The organism is Bacillus sp. FSL R5-0523, assembly GCF_037975295.1.
Lineage (GTDB): Bacteria > Bacillota > Bacilli > Bacillales > Bacillaceae > Bacillus > Bacillus subtilis.
Genome location: NZ_CP150251.1, coordinates 1,790,430 through 1,815,266 on the forward strand (window position 1 = coordinate 1,790,430; position 24,837 = coordinate 1,815,266).

The following is a 24,837-nucleotide window of genomic DNA, read 5'->3' on the forward strand; positions in this document are numbered from 1 at the left end:
ATGAGAAATAATGATAATATCCGCATATTGGCTAATCCTTCTGTCAGTCATGGTGAGCCTTTACATATATCTGAAAAGCAGCCGGCAACAATACCTGAAGTTTTATACAGAACGGCGGCGGAGCTTGGGGATACAAAGGGAATCATTTATTTGCAGCCGGATGGAACTGAAGTTTACCAATCATACAGACAATTATGGGATGATGGACTGCGCATTGCGAAGGGGCTTCGCCAATCAGGCCTGAAAGCAAAACAAAACGTGATTTTGCAGCTTGGTGACAATTCACAGCTTCTCCCTGCGTTCTGGGGGTGCGTGTTAACAGGGATTGTTCCGGCTCCGTTAGCCGTTCCGCCAACGTATGCTGAATCGAGCAGCGGCACCCAAAAGCTGAAAGACGCATGGACGCTTCTTGACAAGCCGGCGGTGATTACGGATCGGGGGATGCACCAGGAAATGCTCGATTGGGCAAAAGAACAAGGGCTTGAAGGGTTCAGGGCAATTGCTGTAGAGGATCTGCTCAGCGCTGAAGCGGACACAGATTGGCATCAATCCAGTCCCGAAGACTTAGCGCTTTTATTGCTGACTTCAGGCAGTACGGGAACGCCCAAAGCAGTTATGCTTAATCATCGTAATATTATGAGCATGGTGAAAGGGATTATTCAAATGCAAGGCTTCACCAGAGAGGATATTACGTTTAACTGGATGCCGTTTGACCATGTCGGAGGAATCGGAATGCTGCATTTGCGGGATGTTTATCTTGGCTGTCAGGAAATTAACGTCTCAAGTGAAACAATCTTAATGGAGCCGTTAAAATGGCTGGATTGGATTGATCATTACCGAGCTTCTGTTACGTGGGCGCCGAATTTTGCGTTTGGTCTGGTTACTGATTTTGCAGAAGAAATAAAAGATAGGAAATGGAATCTGTCTTCAATGCGATACATGCTCAATGGCGGTGAAGCAATGGTAGCCAAGGTAGGGCGCAGAATACTTGCGCTTTTAGAACCACATGGACTGCCTGCTGACGCCATCCGACCTGCATGGGGAATGTCCGAAACTTCATCGGGTGTTATTTTTTCTCATGAATTTACCCGGGCTGGAACAAGTGATGATGATCATTTTGTTGAAATAGGCTCTCCTATCCCCGGCTTCTCTATGAGAATTGTGAATGACCATAATGAATTGGTTGAAGAGGGCGAGATCGGCCGTTTTCAAGTCTCGGGTCTTTCTGTTACTAGCGGTTATTACCAGCGGCCTGATTTGAATGAGAGTGTGTTTACAGAAGACGGCTGGTTTGAAACCGGAGATCTTGGCTTTTTGCGAAACGGGCGCTTAACCATAACAGGCCGTACGAAAGATGCAATTATCATTAACGGCATTAATTATTACAGTCATGCAATTGAGTCTGCAGTTGAAGAATTATCTGAAATTGAAACTTCTTATACTGCTGCTTGCGCTGTCCGTCTGGGCCAGAATTCAACAGATCAGCTGGCTATCTTCTTTGTTACTTCCGCAAAATTAAATGATGAGCAGATGTCTCAGCTTCTTAGAAACATACAATCCCATGTCTCACAGGTGATCGGAGTCACCCCGGAATATTTGCTGCCTGTACAAAAAGAAGAGATTCCAAAAACGGCTATCGGAAAGATCCAGCGCACCCAGCTAAAAACTTCATTTGAAAATGGAGAGTTCGACCACTTGCTACATAAACCCAATCGGATGAACGATGCAGTCCAGGATGAGGAGATACAGCAAGCAGACCAGGTGAAAAGAGTAAGGGAAGAAATACAGAAGCATCTGCTCACCTGTTTGACTGAGGAGCTGCACGTTTCCCGCGATTGGGTGGAGCCAAATGCAAATATCCAAAGTCTTGGTGTGAATTCTATCAAGATGATGAAGCTCATTCGATCGATCGAGAAAAACTACCATATCAAACTAACAGCCAGAGAGATACATCAATATCCTACAATTGAACGCTTAGCCAGCTATCTATCAGAACATGAAGACCTCAGCAGCTTGTCTGCTGACCAAAATAAGGGTACTGACACATATAAAACCGAACCGGAAAGGAGTCAGGCAACTTTTCAGCCTCTTTCTGAGGTTCAAAAAGGATTATGGACATTGCAAAAAATGTCACCCGAAAAAAGTGCATATCACGTACCTCTCTGTTTTAAATTTTCGTCAGGGCTTCACCATGAAACATTACAGCAGGCTTTCGGCCTTGTATTGAATCAGCACCCAATCTTAAAGCACGTCATCCAAGAGAAAGACGGAGTGCCATTTCTTAAAAATGAGCCAGCACTTTCAATTGAAATCAAGACAGAAAATATCTCAAGTATGAAAGAGTCTGATATTCCTGCTTTTCTTAGAAAGAAAGTAAAGGAACCGTATGTAAAGGAAAACAGCCCGTTAGTGCGTGTCATGAGCTTTTCCAGATCTGAACAAGAGCATTTTTTATTAGTTGTCATTCACCATTTGATTTTTGACGGAGTTTCGTCTGTCACATTTATACGCAGTCTGTTTGATACCTATCAGCTTCTTTTAAAAGGACAGCAGCCGGAAAAAGCTGTTTCTCCTGTCATTTATCATGATTTTGCGGCATGGGAGAAAAACATGCTTGCCGGCAAAGACGGTGTGAAGCACCGTACATATTGGCAGAAACAGCTATCGGGAACTTTGCCGAATCTTCAGCTGCCTAATGTCAGCGCAAGTTCAGTCGATTCTGAGTTTAGAGAGAATACATACACCAGGCGGCTGTCCAGCAGCTTCATGAATCAGGTCAGAACGTTTGCGAAAGAGCATTCTGTAAATGTCACGACGGTATTCTTAAGCTGCTATATGATGCTGCTTGGCCGTTACACCGGCCAAAAGGAACAGATCGTCGGCATGCCGGCCATGGTGAGGCCGGAAGAAAGATTTGATGATGCCATTGGACATTTTCTCAATATGCTCCCGATTCGGAGTGAGCTGAACCCGGCAGACACTTTTTCTAGCTTTATATCAAAATTGCAATTAACGATATTGGATGGGCTTGATCATGCAGCATATCCTTTTCCAAAAATGGTGAGGGATCTGAATATTCCTCGCAGTCAAGCAGGTTCACCGGTATTTCAAACCGCTTTTTTCTATCAGAATTTTCTTCAATCCGGAAGCTATCAAAGCTTGCTGAGCCACTATGCTGACTTCTTTTCTGTCGATTTCGTTGAGTATATTCACCAAGAGGGCGAATACGAATTAGTATTTGAACTGTGGGAAACAGAAGAAAAAATGGAGCTGAACATCAAGTACAATACTGAGCTGTTTGATGCGGCTTCTATATCCGCCATGTTCGACCATTTTGTTTATGTAACAGAGCAGGCGATGTTGAATCCTTCTCAGCCTTTAAAAGAGTATTCTTTATTACCTGAGGCAGAGAAGCAGATGATTCTCAAAACATGGAACGCCACAGGAAAAACGTATCCATATATCACTTTTCATGAGTTGTTTGAGCAGCAGGCGAAAAAGACGCCTGATAGAGCGGCTGTCAGCTATGAAGGTCAAACATTGACGTATCGGGAGCTTGATGAAAGAAGCACACAGCTGGCCATTTATTTGCAGGCGCATGGAGTGGGTCCTGACCGTCTGGCGGGGATCTATGTGGATCGATCGCTGGACATGCTAGTGGGCTTATTAGCGATCCTCAAGGCTGGGGGAGCGTATGTGCCGCTAGACCCGTCCTATCCGGCTGAACGCTTAGAATACATGCTTGAGGACAGTGAAGTTTTCATTACACTGACGACATCGGAATTAGTAAATACGTTGAGTTGGAACGGTGTCACAACAGCTCTTTTAGATCAAGATTGGGATGAAATTGCTCAAACAGCCTCTGATCGAAAAGTGCTTACACGCACTGTCACGCCAGAGAACTTGGCATATGTCATTTATACATCCGGCAGCACAGGAAAGCCAAAAGGTGTCATGATACCGCATAAAGCTTTGACAAACTTTCTCGTTTCGATGGGGGAAACACCAGGTCTTACGGCAGAGGATAAAATGCTTGCTGTCACAACCTACTGTTTTGATATCGCAGCTCTGGAATTATTTTTGCCTTTAATAAAGGGCGCACACTGCTATATTTGTCAAACGGAGCATACAAAAGACGTTGAAAAACTGAAACGGGACATCCGCACGATCAAACCGACAGTGATGCAGGCAACCCCTGCTACGTGGAAGATGCTCTTTTATTCAGGCTGGGAAAATGAAGAGAGCGTGAAAATTTTATGCGGAGGCGAAGCATTGCCTGAGACATTAAAACAATATTTCCTGCATACGGGCAGCGAAGCCTGGAATATGTTCGGGCCAACCGAAACAACTATCTGGTCAGCGGTTCAGCGCATTAACGATGAATGCTCTCATGCCACGATAGGAAGGCCAATCGCCAATACACAAATCTATATTACGGATTCTCAGCTCGCGCCAGTGCCGGCAGGTGTCCCGGGTGAGCTGTGCATTGCAGGAGACGGTGTGGCGAAGGGCTACTACAAAAAGGAAGAATTAACGGATTCGAGATTCATTGACAACCCTTTTGAGCCTGGGTCTAAGCTTTATAGAACGGGAGACATGGCCCGCTGGCTTCCGGGAGGGCGAATTGAATATATAGGCCGCATCGATAATCAAGTAAAAATCCGCGGATTCCGTATTGAACTTGGTGATATTGAAAGCAGGCTTAGTGAGCATCCTGGCATTCTGGAATGCGTTGTGGTCGCAGATATGGATAACCTAGCTGCCTATTATACAGCTAAACATGCAAATGCTTCTCTCACAGCGAGAGAGCTGCGTCATTTTGTGAAAAACGCTTTGCCTGCCTATATGGTGCCTTCTTATTTTATTCAGCTTGATCATATGCCGTTAACTCCGAACGGAAAGATAGATAGAAACAGCCTTAAGAATATCGATTTATCAGGGGAGCAGCTAAAGCAAAGGCAGACCTCTCCTAAGAACATTCAGGATACTGTTTTTACCATTTGGCAGGAAGTGCTGAAAACGAGTGACATTGAATGGGATGACGGATTTTTCGATGTGGGCGGGGATTCTCTTCTCGCGGTCACTGTGGCTGATCGCATCAAACATGAACTATCCTGTGAGTTTTCTGTCACAGACCTGTTTGAGTATTCAACCATTAAAAATATCAGCCAGTACATCACTGAACAGCGAATGGGCGATGCAAGTGACCATATGCCGACAGAACCGGCAGCTCATATAGAAGATCAGTCTACCGAGATGAGTGATCTCCCGGACTATTATGACGATAGTGTGGCGATTATTGGCATATCGTGTGAATTTCCAGGGGCAAAAAATCATGATGAATTTTGGGAGAACCTCAGAGACGGCAAGGAAAGCATTGCGTTTTTCAATAAAGAAGAGCTTCAGCGCTTTGGCATTTCAAAGGAGATAGCGGAGAATGCCGACTATGTCCCGGCTAAAGCTTCAATTGAGGGGAAAGACAGATTTGATCCAAGCTTCTTTCAAATCTCTCCTAAAGACGCTGAATTTATGGACCCTCAGCTTCGGATGCTGCTGACTCATTCATGGAAAGCAATAGAAGATGCCGGTTATGCTGCGAGACAGATTCCGCAAACCAGTGTTTTTATGTCGGCAAGCAATAATTCTTATCGCGCGCTGCTGCCTTCAGATACAACAGAGAGCCTGGAGACGCCGGACGGCTATGTTTCGTGGGTGCTTGCACAGAGCGGGACGATTCCGACAATGATTTCTCATAAGCTCGGGCTGAGAGGGCCAAGCTATTTCGTTCATGCCAACTGCTCATCATCTCTGATTGGATTGCATTCTGCCTATAAAAGCCTGCTGTCGGGTGAATCTGATTATGCTTTAGTTGGCGGTGCAACGCTGCATACCGAGTCAAATATCGGATATGTGCATCAGCCGGGGCTGAACTTTTCGAGTGATGGACATATTAAAGCTTTTGACGCTTCAGCTGACGGAATGATAGGCGGTGAGGGCGTTGCTGTTGTATTGCTGAAAAAAGCAGCTGATGCAGTAAAGGACGGGGATCATATCTATGCCTTGCTGAGAGGCATTGGTGTAAATAACGACGGCGCTGACAAAGTCGGCTTTTATGCTCCAAGCGTTAAAGGCCAGGCTGACGTGGTCCAACAGGTCATGAATCAAACGAAGATACAGCCTGAATCCATCTGCTATGTAGAAGCACACGGGACCGGAACGAAGCTGGGGGACCCGATCGAGCTGGCGGCTTTAACAAACGTTTACAGGCAATATACAAATAAAACGCAATTTTGCGGCATTGGGTCGGTGAAAACCAATATCGGACATTTAGATACAGCCGCCGGTCTTGCGGGCTGCATTAAGGTCGTGATGAGTCTTTATCATCAAGAGCTTGCACCGAGTATCAATTATAAGGAGCCGAATCCAAATACAGACTTAGCCAGCTCTCCTTTTTACGTCGTCGATCAAAAGAAAACGTTAAGCCGTGAGATCAAAACGCACAGGGCTGCACTTAGCTCGTTCGGGCTTGGCGGGACAAATACCCATGCCATTTTTGAACAATTCAAAAGGGATTCAGATAAGGGAAAGATAGACGGAACCTGCATCGTCCCGATCTCGGCGAAAAATAAAGAGAGGCTGCAAGAGTATGCAGAAGACATTCTGGCCTATTTAGAAAGAAGAGGGCTTGAGAACAGCCAGCTGCCTGATTTTGCGTATACCCTTCAGGTGGGGCGCGAAGCGATGGAGCATCGCATTGTCTTTATTGCCGATCATGTAAATGAGTTAAAACAGAGGCTTACAGATTTTACCAATGGAAATACAGCGATTGAAGGCTGTTTTCAAGGAAGTAAGCACAATGCCAGAGAGGTTTCATGGCTGACGGAGGATGAGGACAGCGCTGAACTCATACGTAAGTGGATGGCCAAAGGAAAAGTAAACAAGCTTGCAGAAATGTGGAGCAAGGGAGCGCATATAGATTGGATGCAGCTTTACAAGGGTGAGCGCCCAAACAGAATGAGTCTGCCGACTTATCCATTTGCAAAGGAACGATACTGGCCGTCGCGGGATGACCGCAAACCGGTGGCGCAGCTATCCGGAAATCAGACAGGGATCGGCACTATTCATCCATTGCTTCATCAGAATACATCTGATTTTTCTGAACAGAAATTCAGTTCGGTTTTCACTGGTGACGAATTTTTCCTGAGAGACCATGTGGTAAGAGGAAAGCCTGTGCTTCCTGGTGTTGCGTACCTTGAAATGGCGTACGCGGCTATAAACCAGGCGGCAGGAAGTGAAATTGGCCAAGATGTCAGAATCAGATTGAATCATACAGTCTGGGTTCAGCCTGTTGTGGTTGACAGACATTCAGCTCAAGTGGATATCAGTCTCTTTCCTGAAGAAGATGGAAAAATCACCTTTGACATTTATAGTACACAGGAAGACGGGGACGACCCTGTTATTCATAGTCAAGGCAGTGCGGAGCTGGCATCTGCCGCCGAAACGCCAGTCACAGATCTCGCTGAAATGTCACGCCGCTGCGGCAAAGGAAAGATGTCGCCTGATCAATTTTACGAAGAAGGCAGAAGCAGAGGAATGTTCCATGGTCCGGCCTTTCAAGGAATTAAGAATGTGAATATAGGAAACAGAGAGGTTTTGGCGCAGCTGCAGCTTCCGGAAATCGTTTCTGGAACGAATGAACAGTTTGTGCTGCACCCATGTATCATGGACTCCGCCTTGCAGACAGCAACGATATGCATCATGCAGGAATTAGCGGATCAAAAGCTGATTTTGCCATTTGCGCTTGAAGAGCTTGAGGTGATCAAAGGCTGTTCGTCTTCTATGTGGGCTTATGCTCGCTTAAGTGACAGCGACCGCTCCGGAGGGGGTGTCCAGAAAGCGGATATCGATGTCATTGACGAGATTGGAAACGTATGTGTCAGGATCAAAGGATTCTCAACAAGAGTATTAGAAGGAGAGGTTCATCCTTCAAAGCCTTCATCACGGCACGAACGCTTAATGCTTGAACCGGTGTGGGAAAAACCGAATGAAGAACGAGAGGACGAAGATCCTTCGTACACGGAGCATATCATTGTTCTCTTCGAAACTGAACGAAGTGTCACAGACAGCATTGCCTCCCACATGAAAGATGTCCGTGTGATTACTCTGAATGAAGCTGAAGGACATATTGCTGAACGTTATCAATGTTACACGCAGAACATTTTTGAACTCCTGCAAGGCAAGCTCCGTGAGCTTTCTGCAGGCCGTATCATCATTCAAGCGATTGTTCCGCTGGAAAAAGAGAAGCAATTGTTTGCCGGCGTTTCTGGTCTGTTTAAAACAGCAGAAATAGAGTTCAGCAAACTGACTGCTCAGGTCATCGAAATTGAGAAACCTGAAGAGATGATAGACCTTCACCTCAAGCTGAAAGACGACAGCCGGAGACCATTTGACAAACAGATTCGATATGAGGCAGGACACCGTTTTGTGAAAGGCTGGAGGGAAATGGTGCTTCCTTCAGCTGATACGCTTCACATGCCGTGGAGAGACGAAGGCGTTTATCTAATCACAGGCGGAGCAGGAAGCTTAGGCCTTCTGTTTGCAAAGGAAATTGCCAAGCGAACTGGCCGGTCTACTATTGTGCTGACGGGACGATCTGTTTTAAGTGAGGATAAGGAAAACGAGCTGGAGGCTCTTCGAAGCATCGGAGCGGAGGTTGTCTATCGAGAGGCTGATGTAAGTGATCAGCATGCGGTTCGTCATCTTTTTGAGGAAATCAAAGAAAGATATGGCACTCTCAATGGAATTATTCACGGTGCAGGCAGCATTAAAGATCACTTCATCATTCATAAAACGAATGAAGAGTTTCAAGAAGTATTGCAGCCAAAAGTGAGCGGGTTGTTACATGTAGACGAATGCAGCAAGGATTTCCCATTGGACTTTTTCATTTTCTTCTCATCTGTTTCGGGATGTTTAGGAAACGCTGGACAAGCCGATTATGCGGCAGCCAATTCGTTTATGGATGCATTTGCTGAATACCGCCGTTCTCTTGCGGCATCAAAAAAGAGATTCGGCTCCACCATTTCCTTCAATTGGCCGTTATGGGAAGAAGGCGGTATGCAAGTCGGCGCTGAAGATGAAAAGAGAATGCTGAAAACGACGGGAATGGTCCCGATGCCGACAGATAGTGGCTTGAAAGCATTTTATCAAGGGATAGTATCTGATAAGCCGCAAGTTTTTGTGATGGAAGGACAGCTTCAGAAAATGAAGCAAAAACTGCTTTCCGCAGGATCGAAAGCCAAGCGGAACGATCAGAGAAAGGCGGATCAGGATCAAGGACAAACTAGAAAATTGGAAGCAGCCTTAATCCAGATGGTTGGCGCACTTTTGAAAGTAAACACTGACGATATCGATGTCAACACAGAGCTGAGTGAGTACGGATTCGACTCAGTTACATTCACTGTCTTTACAAACAAGATCAACGAAAAATTTCAGTTGGAGCTAACACCGACCATTTTCTTTGAATATGGCAGCGTCCAAAGCCTGGCTGAATATGTAGTTGCTGCGTATCAGGGCGAATGGAATCAAGATGCTACTGCTAAAGGCATAGATGAAAGAACAAACTCATTGCACAGTTTAAACAGCCTGGAGGCATCATTAAGCAACATGGTCAGTGCAATTTTAAAAGTAAATAGTGACGATATTGATGTCAATACAGAGCTGAGTGAATACGGATTTGATTCCGTTACATTTACGGCCTTTACAAACAAGATCAACGAAGAATTTCAGTTGGAGCTAACGCCGACCATTTTCTTTGAATATGGAAACATCCAAAGCCTGGCTGAGTATTTGACTGCTGAACATGAGGACACCCTGGTTCAGGAGCTCGAAAAATCAGAGGGGCAGGAAGAGTTACAGACAAAATCATCTGAAGCGCCGAAAATCACATCACGTAGAAAGCGCCGCTTTACACAGCCTATTATTGCAAAAGCAGAAAGAAACAAAAAGCAGGCTGCCGATTTTGAGCCGGTTGCAATTGTCGGCATCAGCGGCCGATTCCCTGGCGCTATGGATATAGACGAATTTTGGAAAAACCTAGAAGAAGGAAAAGACAGCATCACAGAAGTTCCAAAAGATCGATGGGATTGGCGGGAGCATTATGGAAACCCAGACACTGACGTCAATAAAACCGACATCAAATGGGGCGGGTTTATTGATGGTGTCGCAGAGTTTGATCCGTTGTTTTTTGGTATTTCGCCGCGAGAAGCTGATTATGTAGACCCTCAGCAGCGCTTGTTAATGACATACGTGTGGAAGGCACTGGAAGATGCGGGTTGCTCGCCGCAAAGCCTTTCGGGTACAGGGACTGGTATCTTTATCGGTACGGGAAACACCGGTTATAAAGATCTATTCCATAGAGCGAATCTTCCAATTGAAGGCCATGCTGCTACAGGTCATATGATTCCTTCGGTAGGCCCGAATAGAATGAGTTATTTTTTAAATATTCATGGTCCGAGCGAGCCAGTAGAGACGGCTTGTTCCAGTTCTCTTGTAGCCATTCACCGTGCTGTGACTGCGATGCAAAACGGTGATTGTGAGATGGCGATCGCTGGAGGCGTGAATACGATCTTAACCGAGGAGGCGCATATTAGCTACAGCAAGGCGGGGATGCTCAGCAAAGACGGCAGGTGTAAATCCTTCTCTGCCGATGCGAATGGCTATGTCAGAGGCGAAGGGGTCGGAATGGTCATGTTGAAAAAGCTGGAAGATGCCGAGCGCGACGGAAATCATATTTACGGCGTTATTCGGGGGACAGCGGAAAATCACGGCGGAAGAGCCAATACCCTGACATCGCCTAATCCGAAAGCACAAGCTGATTTGTTGGTGCGTGCATATCGCCAAGCAGGCATAGATCCAAGCACTGTCACATATATCGAAGCACACGGAACAGGGACGGAATTGGGCGATCCGATTGAAATAAATGGGCTGAAAGCCGCGTTTAAGGAACTATCAAATATGAGAGGCGAGAGCCAGCCGGATGTTTCGGATCACCGTTGCGGCATCGGCTCAGTTAAAAGCAATATCGGTCATTTAGAGCTAGCAGCAGGTATTTCCGGTTTGATCAAGGTGCTTTTGCAAATGAAGCATAAAACGTTAGTGAAAAGCCTGCATTGCGAGACGCTTAACCCTTATCTTCAGCTGACTGACAGTCCGTTTTATATCGTTCAGGAAAAACAGGAATGGAAGTCTGTCACAGATCGTGACGGAAACGAGCTTCCGCGCCGTGCGGGAATCAGTTCGTTTGGGATTGGCGGAGTAAACGCGCATATTGTGGTTGAAGAATATATGCCAAAAGCCAATTCAGAACACACGGCTACAGAACAGCCAAACGTAATGGTGCTGTCGGCTAAAAATAAAAGCAGGCTGATGGATCGTGCTTCGCAATTGCTTGAGGCGATTCGCAATAAAAAATATACAGATCAGGATTTGCACCGCATCGCTTACACCCTGCAAGTCGGGCGCGAAGAAATGGATGAGCGTCTGGCGTGTGTTGCGGGGACGATGCAGGAACTTGAAAAGAACCTGCAGGCGTTTGTTGACGGTAAGGAAGAAACAGACGAATTTTTCCGGGGACAGTCTCATCGAAATAAAGAGACCCAGACTATTTTTACAGCAGATGAAGATATGGCGTTGGCACTTGATGCTTGGATCAGAAAAAGAAAATACGCCAAACTTGCTGATTTATGGGTCAAAGGGGTCTCAATCCAGTGGAACACATTATACGGAGAGACCAAACCGCGCCTGATCAGCCTCCCTTCATATCCGTTTGCGAAGGATCACTATTGGGTGCCGGCAAAGGAACATTCAGAAAGAGACAAAAAAGAACTGGTTAATGCGATTGAAGATCGCGCCGCATGCTTTTTGACGAAACAATGGAGTTTGAGTCCAATTGGCTCAGCAGTGCCGGGGACAAGAACTGTTGCCATTTTGAGCAATCAAGAGACAGCAGATTTAGCAGCAGAAGTGTCTTCGTATTTTCCGAATCATCTCTTAATAGATGTGAGCCGGATAGAAAATGATCAGTCAGACATTGATTGGAAAGAGTTTGACGGCCTAGTGGATGTCATCGGATGCGGTAAGGATGATGAGGCCCGGCTTGATTGGATTGAATGGGTGCAAAGACTGGTTGAATTCGGGCATAAAGAGGGACTCAGGCTGCTTTGTGTGACGAAGGGGCTCGAATCGTTTCAAAACACATCTGTCCGGATGGCTGGCGCGTCACGGGCTGGGTTGTATCGAATGCTCCAATGCGAGTACAGCCATCTTATATCAAGGCATATGGATGCTGAGGAGGTTACTGATCATCGCCGTCTCGCGAAGTTGATCGCTGATGAGTTTTATTCCGATTCTCATGATGCCGAGGTTTGCTACAGAGATGGTTTACGGTATCAAGCTTTTCTAAAAGCTCATCCGGAAACAGGTAAGGCCACGGAACAGAGCGCGGTCTTCCCGAAAGATCATGTGCTTCTCATTACAGGCGGCACACGAGGCATCGGACTATTATGCGCCCGTCATTTTGCAGAGTGCTATGGAGTGAAAAAACTGGTGCTGACCGGACGAGAACAGCTTCCTCCGCGAGAGGAATGGACTCGTTTTGACACCTCGAACACATCAGTTGCCCAGAAAATCCAGGCAGTGCGGGAGCTGGAAGCGAAGGGTGTACAGGTGGAGATGCTGTCGCTGACGTTATCTGATGATGCTCAGGTTGAGCAAACGCTGCAACATATCAAGCGAACATTAGGACCGATTGGCGGTGTCATTCATTGTGCAGGTCTGACGGATATGGATACGCTGGCATTTATCCGAAAAACTTCAGATGATATTCAGCGGGTGATGGAACCTAAGGTGTCAGGTCTTACAACGTTATATCGCCATGTGTGTAACGAGCCTTTACAGTTTTTTGTCTTATTTTCTTCTGTTTCAGCCATTATTCCGGAGCTTTCGGCGGGACAAGCTGACTATGCGATGGCCAATAGCTATATGGATTATTTTGCAGAAGCACATCAGAAACATGCGCCGATCATCAGTGTTCAGTGGCCGAACTGGAAAGAAACCGGTATGGGTGAAGTGACAAATCAAGCGTATCGGGAAAGCGGCTTTTTGAGCATTACGAATTCAGAAGGCTTACGTTTTCTAGATCAAATTGTATCGAAAATGTTCGGACCGGTTGTTCTCCCTGCGATGGCGAATCAAACAAACTGGGAGCCGGAACTGCTGATGAAGAGGAGGAAACCGCATGAGGGCGGTTTGCAGGAAGCTGCTTTACAGAGCCCGCCAGCCAGAGACATTGAAGAGGCCGATGAAGTTTCCAAATGTGATGGGTTATTATCTGAAACACAGTCCTGGCTTGTTGATCTGTTTACCGAAGAGCTGAGAATAGATCGTGAAGACTTCGAGATTGACGGGTTGTTTCAGGATTATGGCGTGGATTCGATCATTTTGGCACAGGTGCTCCAGCGTATAAACCGCAAATTAGAGGCAGCGCTCGATCCATCGATTCTATATGAATACCCGACAATTCAAAGATTCACAGATTGGCTGATCGGTTCTTATTCCGAAAGGCTGTCCGCTTTATTCGGAGGCAGGATATCGGATGCATCAGCACCTTTGGAGAACAAAATAGAGGCGGAGGTATCTGTTCCTGCGGAGGATCGAGCTCTTACACCTCAGATTCAGGCGCCAGCGATTTTGTCACCGGACTCTCATGCAGAAGGTATTGCCGTTGTCGGACTCTCTTGCCGATTCCCTGGAGCAGATACATTGGAATCATATTGGTCGTTACTATCCGAGGGGCGTTCGTCAATCGGCCCGATTCCGGCAGAGCGTTGGGGCTGTAAGACGCCATATTATGCCGGCGTGATTGATGGCGTCAGCTATTTTGATCCTGATTTCTTTTTGCTTCACGAAGAAGACGTAAGGGCGATGGATCCGCAAGCACTGCTCGTGTTGGAAGAGTGTCTGAAACTCTTGTATCACGCCGGTTATACACCTGAGGAAATAAAGGGCAAGCCCGTCGGTGTTTATATCGGAGGCAGAAGCCAGCACAAACCTGATGAAGCCAGCCTTGATCATGCCAAGAATCCGATCGTGACAGTCGGCCAAAATTATTTAGCGGCTAATCTTTCACAATTTTTTGATGTCCGCGGCCCGAGTGTTGTAGTTGATACCGCATGCTCGTCAGCTTTGGTCGGAATGAATATGGCCATTCAGGCGCTGCGTGGCGGAGATATTCAATCCGCCATAGTCGGCGGTGTCAGTTTGCTGAGCTCAGATGCCTCTCACAGGCTGTTTGACCGGCGCGGCATTTTAAGCAAGCATTCATCCTTCCATGTGTTTGATGAGCGTGCTGACGGAGTTGTGTTAGGTGAAGGCGTCGGAATGGTTATGCTAAAAACCGTAAAACAGGCACTGGAAGACGGAGATACCATATATGCTGTCGTGAAAGCGGCCTCGGTCAATAATGACGGAAGAACGGCGGGGCCTGCAACACCTAATCTTGAGGCGCAAAAGGAAGTCATGAAAGATGCGCTTTTCAAAAGCGGAAAAAAACCAGAGGACATCAGCTACCTTGAGGCAAACGGGTCAGGTTCAATCGTAACCGATCTCCTTGAGCTAAAAGCGATCCAATCAGTGTACCGTTCTGGGCACTCATCGCCTCTTTCTCTTGGCTCAATCAAGCCGAACATCGGGCATCCGCTATGTGCTGAAGGGATCGCCAGCTTCATTAAGGTTGTGCTGATGCTGAAAGAGCGCCGCTTTGTCCCATTTTTATCAGGTGAAAAAGAGATGGCGCATTTCGATCAACAGAAAGCGAACATCACGTTCAGCCGAGCCCTGGAAAAATGGACAGATTCGCAGCCTACTGCGGCTATTAACTGCTTTGCCGATGGGGGGACGAATGCCCATGTCATCGTAGAGGCGTGGGAAAAAGATGAAAAACACGCCATCAAGCGCAGTCCAATATCGCCTCCTCAATTAAAGAAACGAATGCTTTCGCCAGGCGAGCCAAAGCTGGAAGCGGAGACTTCAAAAATGACTGCGGCAAACATATGGGATACTTATGAGGTGGAGGTCTAACGTGAAAAAGATAACGAAACAACTCACATTATCGTTAAAAAATCCGTTTATTTATCACCATGTGGTTTACGGACAAAATGTCCTGCCGGGATTGGCTTATATCGATATAATCTACCAGATATTCAGAGAACACGGTTTCTCCTGCTCAGAGCTTCAGCTGCGGAATTTATCCATCTATCAGCCATTGACGGCGGAACAGGATGCAGTAATTGTTTTGAATATCCAATGCGCGGAGAAAAAAGAAGGACAGTGGCAAATCACAGCCAAGGGAATTGAAAAACGTGATGGGAAAGAAGCTTCAGAAGAAAAGCTCTATATGAAGGCTGACATGCACGCAGACTCCCCAGCCATATTTGAAGAAACACTGGATCTCAGTCAAATCAAAGCATCTGCACAGAACGTTGTTCAGCTTGATGATGTATATGAACAATGCAGACGTCAGGAATTGGTGCACAGCGAATATATGAAAGCAAGTGGCTGCATCTATGAAGAGGAAGACGGCGTCCTTCTTGAGCTTTCTCTCGGTTCGGAAGCCATGCTTCACGCAGAAGGCTTTATGTTTCACCCGACTCTCATAGACGGGAGCGGGGTGGGTGCCAATCATTTGCTCACATCTTTGCTTAAAGGAGAACAGAGGCTGTATTTGCCTCTGTTCTATGAATCCTTTTCAGCTTCTGCACTTTTGCAAACGGATTGCATGACAAGAATTAAGCGCTCCTCCGTCCGGCGGGAAAAAGAGCTGATTTATGTAACACTTGAATTTTTTAATGCGTCGGGAGAAAAAGTGGCTGAGTTGAAAAACTTTACAAGCAAATTGGTGCGAGAAGCGGAGCTGATTAGCGGAAAACATCAAGATGCACAGGAGACACAGATGACAAGAGCGGACAATGCTGAGCGTGATAAACCTGCTGACATGGTATCTTCTCCCGTTAATTCCTTTAGTGGGGCTGAACAGTTCGTAAGCCAATTAATCGCAGAGAAAATCAATAAGCCGGTAGAACAAGTTGAAAAACATGTCGGTTATTACCAAATGGGACTGAATTCATCGGGCTTGCTTGAGGTGGTAGAAACGATCAGTGATAAGATCGGTGAGAGCCTTTCGCCGACTCTTCTGTTTGAGCATACCACCATAGCGGAGCTGTCAGCGTTTCTTGCCGAGGAATATGCTGAGCATTTTTGTGCCGCTGGTTCTCTTGGCCAGAATGAAAGAGCACGGGTTTCCGACAGCATAAACGACCATAAGACTGTTGAAGCTTCTCGTCCTGCACCTATTGAGGCAGCAGGCGACATTGCGATTATCGGCTTGGCGGGCAGGTATCCGAAGGCAGCCAATATTCATGAATTTTGGAACAATCTGAAAGAGGGGAAGGACTGCGTTAGCGAGATTCCTGAGTCGCGCTGGGATTGGCAGCGACTTGAAGGAATCACATCTCCTTCGGGTAAGGACATTTCCAAATGGGGAGGATTTATTGATGATCCCGACTGCTTCGATCCTCAATTTTTCAGAATCACGCCAAGAGAAGCGGAGACAATGGACCCACAAGAGCGGCTGTTTTTAGAAACATGCTGGGAAACGATTGAAGATGCGGGCTATACGCCAAAGACGTTGGCCAAGCCTAAAGGACGAAATAAAAGGCAACATGTAGGAGTTTTTGCCGGTGTCATGCACAAGGATTATACATTAGTCGGAGCTGAAGAAGCATCAGCAGAAAATGTGTTTCCTCTTTCGCTCAACTATGCGCAAATCGCCAACCGTGTTTCTTACTTTTGTAATTTCCACGGTCCGAGTATGGCTGTCGATACGGTATGTTCATCCTCTTTGACCGCAGTGCACTTGGCGTTGGAAAGCATACGTCACGGTGAGTGTGATGTTGCGTTAGCAGGCGGCGTGAACCTGTCTTTGCACCCGAATAAATATATGACATATGGGGTCTGGGATATGTTTTCCACTGACGGACACTGCCGTACGTTTGGAAAGGATGGAGACGGTTATGTGCCTGCCGAGGGTATAGGCGCGGTTTTATTAAAGCCTTTGCGCCAGGCAGAGGAAGACGGAGATCGCATTTATGCAGTTATTAAAGGAAGTGCTGTGAATCATGTGGGCACTGTAAGCGGCATTTCAGTGCCGAGCCCTGTTTCTCAAGCTGATCTGATTGAGACATGCTTGGAGAAAACGGGAATCGATCCGCGGACGATCAGTTATGTGGAAGCCCATGGTACCGGCACGTCCTTAGGAGACCCGATCGAAATACAGGGATTAGTGAAAGCGTTCCGCCAATATACGCAGGATCGGCAGTTCTGTTCAATCGGTTCTGTAAAGTCAAACATTGGGCACGCCGAATCCGCCGCGGGGATCAGCGGTTTAAGCAAGGTTGCCCTTCAGCTTCACCATCAAAAACTTGTGCCTTCTTTGCATTCGGAAGAACTGAATCCGTACGTTGATTTTGAAAAGTCTCCATTTTATGTACAGCATAAAACAGAAACGTGGAAGCAGCCTGTTATCAAGGAGAATGGGGAAGAGGTCCCTTATCCGCGGCGGGCTGGTATCAGTTCCTTCGGAGCAACTGGTTCAAACGCACATATTATCCTTGAGGAATATATTCCTCAAACAGCGGAGCAGGACGTTTCTTTGTCCTCAGATTCTGACATATCCGCAGTTATTCCGCTTTCTGCCCGTAATCAAGAACGTCTCCGTGTATATGTAAAACGTCTCTTGGATTTTCTTCATGATGGGATTCAGATTAGAGATTTGGCGTATACATTGCAGGTAGGCCGTGAACCAATGGAAGAACGGGTTTCTTTCTTAGCATCCGGAATTCAAGAATTAAGCGACCAATTGAAGGCTTTTATAGAAGGACAAAAAACCATTCAGCATTGCTGGAAAGGCCGCGTGTCAAGAGGAAGCGAAGCATCGCGTCCCGCCGTATCGGTACATAAATTGCTGGAGCAAAGAAAACTTGATCAAATTGCGGAGCAGTGGGCGAACGGATCTGGTGTTGACTGGAAGCTGCTTTACGAGGGAAACAAACCAAAGCGGATCAGCCTGCCGACTTACCCATTTGAGAGGGTGCGTTATTGGGTGCCGAAAGCGGAGAAAAAGACTGATCGTTCAAAACAGGAGCGGCACATCCTGCATCCTCTTCTGCATCAAAATGTGTCCGACATATCGGGGGTCCGCTTCCGTTCAGCGTTTACAGGACGTGAATTTTTCTTGAAGGATCATGTCATAAAGGGCGAACACGTTTTACCTGGCGCAGCTTTATTGGAGATGGTTCGGGCAGCTGTGGAAAGGGCAGCTGCGGATCAGTTCCCGACAGGATTCCGGCTCCGGAATATCGTCTGGGTCCGGCCGTTCGCCGTCACGGAACAGCAGAAAGATATCGATGTACGTCTATATCCTGAGGAGAATGGTGAGATTACATTTGAAATCTGCCGGGACCCTGAAAGCGCAGAGGAGTCGCCGATTGTATATGGGCAAGGGAGTGCAGTGCTTTGTGAGGCTGGTGAAAATCCGGTTATCAACATTGAAGAATTGAAGGCAAGCTATAATGGCCGGACGCTGTCACCTTTTGATTGCTACGAGGCTTATACAGAAATGGGTATTCATTATGGTGACAGCCACAGAGCGATCGACAGCCTATATGCCGGCGAAAACGGAGTTCTAGTGAAATTGACGATGCCTCCTGTAATCTCTGATACAGAAGACCATTATATTCTGCATCCGAGCATGATAGATTCGGCATTTCAAGCATCTATCGGTTTGAGGCTGGGAGGAGCTACGAGTTTAGAAGACAGAAAGGCAATGCTGCCTTTTGCCATACAGGATGTCCAAATCTTCAAAGGCTGCGAGGCATCTATGTGGGCGCGGATCACATATAGCGAGGGCAGTACAGCCGGGGATCGTATGCAGAAGCTTGATATCGATTTATGCAATGAAGAGGGGCAGGTTTGCGTGCGATTGACGGGCTATTCTGCAAGAGTGTTAGAAACAGGTCAAGAAGATCCTTCTGAAGCGACTGACACGCTATTGTTCGAACATATTTGGGAAGAACGTGCTGCAGAGAGGCAAGAGCTCATAGAGTACGACACGCATAAAGTCGTTGTCTGTGATGTTGGAGAACAAATGGAAAGCCTCCAAAATCATCTTGACTGTACAGTTCTGCAGCATGATACAGAGACAATTGATGAACGGTTTGAAGGTTATGCCATACAGTTATTTGAAGAAATCAAACAGCTAATGCACTCAAAAACAGGGGGACATACATTCATTCAAGTGGCGGTGCCTGCCTTGGATGAGCCTCAGCTATTAAGCGGCTTAACTGGATTGCTCAAAACGGCTGAACTGGAAAATCCAAAACTGACAGGACAGTTGATCGAAATAGAGACCGGGATGTCAGCTGGTGACCTATTCGAAATATTGGAGGAAAACAGACGCTATCCGCGTGACACGCATATCCGCCACTGGCAAGGGAAGCGATTTGTAAGCAAGTGGAAAGAAGTGTCTGGTGAGCACCTAAGAGCTGACATGCCATGGAAGGATAAAGGCGTGTATCTGATCACAGGCGGTGCAGGCGGTCTTGGATTCATCTTTGCAACTGAAATCGCAAACCAAACGAATGACGCGGTTGTGATCCTGACAGGACGCTCTCCGCTTGATGAAAGGAAGAAGAAGAAGCTTAAAGCCTTACAGAAACTTGGCATCCAAGCGATTTACAGACAAGCTGATCTGGCTGACAAACAAACGGTTGATGCCTTATTAAAAGAAACCCAAAACGTTTATGGAGACTTAGATGGCATCATTCACAGCGCCGGTTTAATAAAAGATAATTTCATTATGAAGAAAAAGAAAGAAGAGGTTCAAGCCGTTCTTGCTCCGAAGGTAGCAGGACTGATTCACCTTGACGAAGCAACGAAAGATATTCCGCTCGATTTCTTTATCCTTTTTTCCTCAGGTGCCGGAGCAGTAGGAAGCGCGGGACAGGCTGATTACGCAATGGCCAATGCATTTATGAATGCATTCAGCGAATATCGAAATGGCCAAGCAGAGCTGCACAAGCGTTACGGAAAAACTCTTTCAGTGTGCTGGCCGCTGTGGAAAGACGGGGGCATGCAAATTGATGCGGAAACTGCAAGGATGCTGAAAAGAGAAACAGGCATGGTGGCCATGGAAACAGATCGTGGGATTCAGGCGCTATATCATGGCTGGACGTCAGGAAAGCCGCAAGTGTTAGTTGCTTCCGGTGTTACTGATCGGATTCGTGCATTTTTACATGAAACGGGACATGGCAAAGGCCAATCTCACAATATCAAAAAAAGCAGTCTCAATCAGGAGGCAGAAAAAGCAGACATGATCGGGGAAATTGATGAAGAGATACTAAGAGAAAAAGCGGAGAACTATTTTAAACAGGTGCTTTCTTCGGTGATTAAGCTGCCAGCCGGCCAGATTGATGCTGAAGCTCCTCTCGAGGATTACGGGATCGATTCTATCATGATCATGCATGTAACGGGTCAATTAGAAAAAGGATTCGGTTCTTTGTCCAAGACGTTGTTCTTTGAATATCAGGATATTCGCTCATTAACACGGTATTTTATTGATTCCCGCAGAGAAAAACTGCTGGACATCTTGGGATTTGAAACGGGAAAACCTTCTGTTGGAAGAAAATCAGAACCTGAAAAACAAGAAATCCCAGTTACCCCAAGAAAGTCTGGGTTTCTTCCTTTGCAAGATAAAGAGCAGAAGCAGTTAAGAGAGAAGGAAACGGAAGAAATCGCGATCATCGGTATCTCAGGTCGCTATCCGCAGGCAGACAACATTAATGAATTGTGGAAGAACCTGAGAGACGGTCGAGACTGTATTACTGAAATTCCTGCAGACCGCTGGGATCACAGTCTTTATTATGATGAAGATAAAGACAAGCCTGGAAAAACCTACAGCAAGTGGGGAGGCTTCTTGAAGGATGTAGACAAGTTTGATCCGCAGTTTTTCCATATATCGCCGCGTGAGGCAAAATTAATGGACCCGCAAGAGCGTTTATTTTTGCAGTGCGTGTATGAAACGATGGAAGACGCAGGCTATACAAGAGAGCACCTCGGCCGTAAGCGTGATGCTGAGCTTGGCGGAAGCGTCGGTGTTTACGTCGGTGTCATGTACGAAGAATATCAGCTGTACGGGGCACAAGAGCAGGTGCGGGGAAGGTCTCTGGCTTTAACGGGAAATCCATCATCCATCGCGAACCGGGTATCTTATTATTTTGATTTTCACGGACCGAGTATTGCATTAGACACCATGTGTTCTTCTTCTTTAACGGCTGTCCACTTGGCCTGCCAAAGCCTGCAGCGCGGAGAGTGTGAGGCGGCATTCGCGGGCGGCGTGAATGTGTCAATCCATCCCAATAAATATTTGATGCTCGGGCAGAACAAATTTATGTCCAGCAAAGGCCGGTGTGAAAGCTTCGGACAGGGCGGAGACGGCTATGTGCCAGGGGAAGGCGTTGGAGCAGTGCTTCTGAAGCCATTGTCTAAAGCAGTTGAAGATGGTGATCACATTTATGGAATCATTAAGGGGACTGCCATTAACCACGGGGGAAAAACAAACGGGTACTCAGTGCCCAATCCGAATGCCCAAGCAGATGTCATCAAAAAGGCGTTTGTGGAAGCGAAGGTTGATCCGCGGACAGTCAGTTACATCGAAGCCCACGGCACGGGAACCTCTCTCGGTGATCCTATTGAAATCACAGGGCTGTCCAAAGTGTTTACGCAAGAAACCGATGACAAACAATTTTGTGCAATAGGGTCAGCCAAATCAAATATCGGGCACTGTGAGAGTGCGGCAGGTATCGCAGGAGTAACGAAGGTATTGCTCCAAATGAAATACAGGCAGCTTGCGCCTTCCCTGCATTCAAACGTGCTGAACCCGAATATTGATTTCCTTAACTCGCCGTTTAAAGTACAGCAAGAGCTAGAAGAGTGGAAGAGGCCGATCATCAGTGTCAATGGCAAAGACATCGAATTACCGAGAATCGCAGGAGTCTCTTCATTTGGTGCCGGGGGTGTGAACGCCCATATTTTAATAGAAGAGTATGCTCCGGAACCTGTGGAGGAACGTTTACCAGCGAGGAAACAGCCGGCTGTCATTGTGCTCTCAGCAAAAAATGAGGAAAGACTTCAGAAACGCGCGGAGCGATTGCTGCATGCCATTCGTGAACAAACATATGTTGAAGCAGATTTACACCGAATTGCCTATACGCTGCAAGTCGGCCGGGAAGCGATGAACGAACGGCTGGCGTTCGTTGCGGAAACGATGCAGGAGCTTGAAGAAAAGCTGTATGAATGTATCTCCGGAACAGAAAATCGTGAATATGTCTATCGCGGACAAGTAAAGAGCAACAAAGAAGCCATTGCTGCTTTTGCTGCTGATGAGGATATGTCAAAAACAATTGAGGCATGGCTGCAAAAAGGAAAATATGCGAAGGTTTTAGACCTGTGGGTAAGAGGTTTGCGAATCGACTGGAGCACGCTATATCAGGATCAAAAACCGCGGCGCATCAGTTTACCTGCCTATCCTTTCTCAAGAGATCGCTATTGGATAGACGTAAATGCAAAGGCTGAGAAAAAAAGAACGGAGGAGCCATTCGCTCCAGTACAGCCCGTCATTCCAAAGCCGTCTGTAGACAGAGAAGCCAGCGGCAAGCCTGCCAATATTACGTTACAGCCTTTAATGACCAATCAGGATCGTTTGGAGCGGACAGCATCTCTGGTTCCATCAGATACAGAAACAGAGACGATCACGGCGGAGACCTTGTGCGATGAACTGACAGCGGGCTTAGCGGAAGTGCTGTACATGGACCAAAACGAGATTGATCCAGACGAAGCATTCATAGATATCGGTATGGACTCGATTACCGGGCTCGAATGGATAAAAACAATAAATAAACAGTATGGCACATCACTAAATGTCACAAAGGTATATGATTATCCGACAACACGTGATTTCGCTGTTTACTTAGCACACGAGTTAAGCACACAAGCTGGGGAGAAAAAACAAACGGAGACGTACACGCCGATCAGACAAAAAACAGCGGTACCTGCTGCTAAACCGGCTAATATATCTCTGCAGCCGTTAGAACATCATCAGCCAGTGCAAGAGGAAGCTGAAGAAACGATTCAATATGCAGCGGAAGAAATATCTGCATCAAGACAATATACTGTAGCAATTGAAACGCTGCATGAAAACTTGAGGGAAAGCATAGCAGACGTGTTATACATGGAGCCATACGAGGTGGATATTGACGAAGCGTTTATAGATATCGGAATGGACTCGATTACCGGACTCGAATGGATAAAAGCGGTGAACAAGCAATACGGAACGTCATTTACGGTAACCAGAGTATATGATTATCCAACGATACGTGATTTTGCCGAAATGCTAAAGTCCGAGCTTGGAACTCATCTTGATAGAAAGATAGAGCATACTGACTCTTTCGAAGCAGCCCAGCAAAAGCCAGCAGCACCATCTAATCCAAAGCCGGCAGAACGGCCGCTACAGCCTGTTCAACATCCAATAAAGAAAGAACATGAGAAGAAAACGGTTCCTGTTCTTCAAGACCGCCCGGAGGATGCGATAGCGATTGTCGGGATGTCGGGAAGATACCCGGGCGCTCGTAATGTAAGAGAGTACTGGGATAACCTGGTTCATGGGAGAAATGCCATTCGGGACATTCCAACATCACGGTGGGATGTAGACAAATACTATGATCCTGTCCTCAACAAAAAAGGGAAAGTCTACTGCAAATCAATGGGGATGCTTGATGATATTGAACATTTTGATCCGTTGTTTTTTAATATTCCGCCGTCAGAAGCTGAACTGATGGACCCGCAGCATCGAATCTTTTTGCAGGAAGGCTATAAAGCCTTTGAGGACGCTGGGTACAACGCCCGAACTTTAAATGAGAAAAAATGCGGTGTATATCTCGGCATTATGAGCAGTGAATACGGTGTCATGCTGAATCGGCAGGCAAGCGCAAATGCCACGGGGAACAGCTTTGCGATCGCTGCGGCGCGTATTCCGTATTTTCTTAATTTAAAAGGGCCTGCGATTCCTATTGACACCGCATGTTCATCTTCATTGGTCGGCACACATTTAGCGCGCCAGGCACTTATAAACAAAGAAATTGATATGGCGCTGGTCGGCGGTGTCAGCTTATACCTGACGCCGGAATCTTACATCAGTATGTGTGAGGCCGGCATGCTTTCACCTGATGGACAATGTAAAGCATTTGACAATAGCGCGAATGGTTTTGTGCCCGGCGAGGGTGCGGGTGCGCTGGTTCTGAAAAGGCTGAAAGATGCAGAAGCGGACCGTGACCATATTTATGGCATTATCATTGGCTCGGGTATTAATCAGGACGGGAAAACAAACGGAATCACGGCACCGAGTGCGAAAAGCCAAATGGATCTGGAAAGAGACATATATGAAACATACGGCATACATCCTGAGAGTATCAGTTATGTCGAGATGCACGGCACAGGAACAAAACAAGGCGATCCAATTGAATTAGAAGCTCTGTCCACCGTATTTCAAGAAAAAACAGACAAAAAGCAGTTTTGCGCAATCGGTTCCGTCAAAAGCAATATTGGCCATACATCCGCGGCGGCAGGAGTAGCCGGGGTTCAAAAAGTGTTATTGTGTATGAATCATAAAAC

At 46.6% G+C, this 24,837-nt stretch carries 2 protein-coding genes (1 of these 2 cut by a window edge); both read left to right on the forward strand.

Annotation, left to right across the window (positions count from 1 at the left end; genetic code table 11):
- Positions 1–15,135 (forward strand): polyketide synthase PksJ, encoded by a 15,135-nt coding sequence (pksJ, locus tag NYE53_RS09255; RefSeq protein WP_339248313.1) that lies wholly within the window; start codon positions 1–3, stop codon positions 15,133–15,135.
- A protein-coding gene (gene pksL, locus NYE53_RS09260) for a polyketide synthase PksL (protein ID WP_339248315.1) crosses the window boundary here: on the forward strand, positions 15,119–24,837 show its 5' portion. It continues 3,910 nt past the right edge of the window; 9,719 of the gene's 13,629 nt are visible here — the first part of the coding sequence; the start codon lies at positions 15,119–15,121; the stop codon falls past the right edge of the window. The genes pksJ and pksL overlap by 17 nt, the downstream gene beginning before the upstream one ends.

Excerpts from the sequence above, each read along its gene's own strand:
- pksJ (WP_339248313.1), top strand. The coding sequence starts at position 1 with ATGAGAAATAATGATAATATCCGCATATTGGCTAATCCTTCTGTCAGT.